This is a genomic window from Hyunsoonleella sp. 2307UL5-6 (assembly GCF_047345485.1).
Taxonomy (GTDB): Bacteria; Bacteroidota; Bacteroidia; order Flavobacteriales; family Flavobacteriaceae; genus Jejuia.
Genome location: NZ_JBLFEN010000018.1, coordinates 1 through 4,666, shown reverse-complemented (window position 1 = coordinate 4,666; position 4,666 = coordinate 1). Strand labels below are relative to the sequence as shown.

The 4,666-nt window shown below is 33.7% G+C and carries 2 protein-coding genes; both read left to right on the top strand.

Annotated features, from left to right (window positions below; translation table 11 throughout):
• Nucleotides 1-241, top strand: a 241-nt coding sequence (locus ACKGJY_RS15370) for a T9SS type A sorting domain-containing protein (RefSeq protein WP_413974784.1), incomplete at its 5' end; no start/stop codon positions are given.
• A gap of 294 nt (nt 242-535) precedes the next feature.
• A partial coding sequence (locus tag ACKGJY_RS15365; RefSeq protein WP_413974783.1) for a LamG-like jellyroll fold domain-containing protein occupies nt 536-4,666 on the top strand: 4,131 nt, incomplete at its 3' end.

The following is a 4,666-nucleotide window of genomic DNA, read 5'->3' as shown; positions in this document are numbered from 1 at the left end:
GGAAAACTACATTTATCATGATAAAAGTAGCAATAGATTGTTTGTAAAAAAATTAGAAGGAGCGGTTACCAAATTTAGACTCTACAATATAACAGGACAAAATGTAATGGAACTTACAGATGTAGATAGAACAGTGTTAGAAAATGGACTGCAATTACCTACCATGTCAACAGGTACTTACATCGCAGTGTTTAGAACAGATACTAATAATATAATTACCAAGAAAATTATAAAACCTTAACTTACGTTTAATAGTTTATTTAAAGTAATAGGTATAATTTATTATTAGCATAATTTATCTTTTTATCGATAAAAAAATACATTTTAACGACATAAAAAGTATTTTTTGCATTTTTTTTATTTACATTTGTTTATAGATTTGGAAGTCCCTCCTCAATTTTTCCTTTTCTAAAATTAATTAAATCCATTTTACTAAATATTACGTTAGTATATGTTGTAACATCTTAATACTAAATAGTTAGTGACTATTTCTAGTTTTAAGTGTCATAATATTACTTGACCTAAATATATGTTAATGGAAAAAAAATTACTTACGCAAACTAAAATAGCATTACTCTTAGTAATTCTTATTAAAAGTACATTAGTTTTTGGTGCGTCTTTATCCAGTACTATAATTAGTGCTGAAAAGCTAACAACATCAGATAAACTACGCCTAGATAAAGTTAATAATATTGCTACATATTTTGATGTAGATGCTACATTAAGTCAAACCGCAGCTACATGTGCAAATAACGGTACTATCACTGCAGTTGCAAGCGGCGCTACTAGCACTCCTAGTCTGTATTTATTCAAAATAACAAATGGACCAACAGCCAACGGGCAAACATATCCTTTTGTAGATCAGTTTCATGAATCTACGTTTACATTTAATGATTTGTATCCTGGAGTATATCAGGTAACTATAGAAGATGCAGGAGATTCTAGTAATCCAATCTTTGTTGGAAATATTACGGTTATTGATGAAACTCAGCTTTTAGATTTTTCAATGAGTTCCACTAGACCTACTTGTCCAAATGAAAGCACAGGGTCTATAACTGTTAATACATCATCTGGTGCTGGTCCTTACCAATACCAAATTATTGATGGTCCTGCAGGAACTACAACAGCACCAATAGATAACGCTAGTACAACACATATATTTAATAATTTACCATCTGGAAATTATAGAGTTAGAGTATTTGATGCTTGTGGAGATTTTCAAACTAGAAATCAAATGGTAAATAACGCGAACTCTTCAAGTGTGTTTCTTGACGATAGCGACATAAATAGAATATCCTGTACAGAAGCAAATTATAGTGTTTTTATTTCAAGATTTTCAAGTCCTTCAGATTATACCTATGAGGTTGTTGGAGGTGCTCCTGCAGGTTACGATTCAACAAATACCACAGGAGTTTTTACTTTGCCGATAGATCAAGCGCCCTATACCATTTCGGTTACAGGTACTTGTGGTCAAACAAGTTCTTTAACTCTCAACAATCCAGCTCCTAGTTTCTTTATTCAGGTTTTAAGTAAATCATGTACAGATTGGGATTTACAATTAACCGCCAATAATTGGATGGTTGGTCCATTTACTTATACTTTAACTAATACACCTGTAGGCTACATTGGGCCAACAACAAATGCTACAGGAAATTTTAATAATTTACCTTTTGGAAATTATGATTTTGAGGTAACTGATAGTTGTGGCTCTATAAGTACAGGTTCTAGCTTGGTAGAATCGGATAATACAGCAACAGATTCTTCGTTCGATGTTACAGCAGATGCTCAAAATATAACATGTAGTGATTGGGATTTGCGCTTAACAACAAATAATGCTGCTGTAGGCCCTTTTATCTATACGCTAACTAATACACCTGCAGCTTACACAGGACCATTAACAAATACTACTGGGAATTTTGATGATTTACCCTTTGGTACCTATGAATATTCTGTAACAAATAATTGTGGAGAAACTGAAACAGGATCAATAACTGTAGATCCAGAAGCTATTAACATAACAAGCGTTTTATTACGACCTGATTCCTGTAATGAGGATTCAGGTAGCGTGATTATATCATACAACAACGGGGATGCTATAGGTCCATTTGCGTTTGAGTTAACTACAGTACCTGCTGGATTTACAGGAAATGCTGGTCCTATAAATGGAAATCTTTTTGATGATTTAGTTATTGGTAATTATGTGGTAACTGGTACTGATGCATGTGGTAATACTGATACATTCGCTTTTGAATTTAGAGAAGAAGATACATTAAGTGTAGAATTTGATATAAGTGTCATTCAAGGCTGTATTAACTCACATTCTGTAGAAGCTTCTGTTACTACAAATGCTAGTGGTTTCTCAAGAAGATTAAGATTAAGAGAGGCCGCAACAGGGAATTTAATAGCATCTAGAACGACATTTTTTGGTGGCTCCGTAACTTTTAATAATGTTTCAAGTGGAGATTATTATATTGAATATGATATTTTTGGAGGTTGCGATGTAGATTCTGAGGTTTTTACTATTGAAGCTTATGAGCAACCAAGACTAACCCCACTTAGTAGCTACGTTTGTACAAATAACGGTTTTGTTACAGTTTCGGGAGTAACCGAAGGTGGTGTAGGGCCGTTTACCTATAGCTTAATAAATAATGCTAATAGTCAAGTGTTAGAAACAAATAATGAATGTTATTTTACTAACTTAGATGCGTCTTTAAATTATAGAGTAAGAATAGAAGATAATTGTGGTAACTCAAGTTCTGCTCAAGTTACACCTATAGTTGTTGGATTAGGTTTAGAGTTTCAAGGGCAAACTTGTGCATTTATCGGAGAGCCTTTTTCAATATATTTAAGAGAATATACTGGCGTAAGTTATAATTGGACGTTTCCTGACGGCTCTACATTTAGCGGTAGTGATCCACGTTCTATAATTGGTACTATAACAAGTAGCGATTACGGGTTATATACTATAGTGGCATCTACAGATGATGGCTGTAGAACACAAACACTTAATTTAGATTTTGATCAATGTCCGCCACCTTCTATAGATTTTGATGGTGTAGACGATTATATATCTGCCCCAAGTTCTTTTAATCTTAGCGATATGGAAGAATTAACCATTCAATTTTGGGTTAAAGCCAATAGTGCCTCTCAAGTTTCAGCTGGTATAGTAGGTCAAAGAGATGTTTTAGAAATAACAAAAGATACAAGTTTAGGATATAATTTTACTGGACAAGCTAGCTCTGGCAGTTTTTCTAAAACAGAATGGCTAGATGATGCAGATACATGGCAACATATTTCTATTGTTTATAATTCTGGAGAAATTAAAACCTATTACAATGGTCATTTAGATCATGTAGAGTCTGGTTCTGGAGTTACACGAACAGCAAGTAGTAGTAGCCCTTTTAACATAGGAGGAAGAACAGGTGTTGTTGATGGTTCAGATTATTTTCACGGATGGATAGATGAAGTTAGAGTTTTTGATAAAGCATTAACAGACACCCAAATACAACAAACAGTATATCAAGAAATAGAAAATAATAATGGTAATGTAAGAGGTGCAGTAATTCCTAAAGATATAAAAGATTTTAACACAGATGAACCATTATTATGGAGCAACTTAAAGCTGTATTATAAAATGGGTACTACTTTTACTACTGATGATAAAGTTATCGATTACTCTGGTAATGAAAATCATGGTACTATATTTAATATTCGCACATGGCAAGAAGAAACTGCTCCAATGCCTTATGTAACAGCACAACACGGAAACTGGGAAGATTCATCAACATGGTTACATGGCGATGTTTGGGATATAGCATCTGGCAATGTATTTCCTAACGGTACACGTACAAATTTAATAACAAGTTCTATAGTAAAAATTAGCCATAATGTGACTTTAAATCATGATGTTGAAGGCGTAACCCAAATGGGACTTATTGTTGATAACGGAATTGCGTTGACTGTAACAGGCGATAAGTTTATAGAAAACCTATCGTATCTAGATCTTAGCGGTACTATTGATTTATTTGGAGATTCTCAGCTAATTCAAAAAGAAAAAAGTGATTTGGTCACCTCATCTCAAGGTAAGATATTAAGACGACAAGAAGGTACTTCAAGTGCATATTGGTATAATTACTGGACTTCTCCTGTAGGTACTTTACGCGCTACAAGTTATAGAGATAACAATACAGCTTTTAATAACCCAAATAATTCTCCATTTAATTTGCGTATGTTAAAAGACGATTCAGGTTTTAACTGTAATTTCACTTCCGCTTATACAGCTAATGGAAACATAAGTACATTCTGGTTGTATACATACATTAATGGATTATCCTATTACGATTGGGCTAAAATAGCAACAAATACAAACATAAGTCCAGGAGTGGGGTACACTCAAAAAGGTACAGGTATACCATTACCTAGTCAGCAGTATATTTTCGAGGGCAAGCCAAACAACGGTACAATATTAGTTAATGTAGAAGATATAGGTGGAGCAGGATCAGTAGCAGGCTCAAGTAAAACGGAGTTTTTGTTAGGAAATCCATATCCATCAGCAATAGACGTTCATAAATTTATAGATGATAATGCAGGTATTATAGATGGCACCTTACAACTTTGGCAACAATGGAGTGGTACATCCCATAATTTAAATGCTTACAATGGCGGT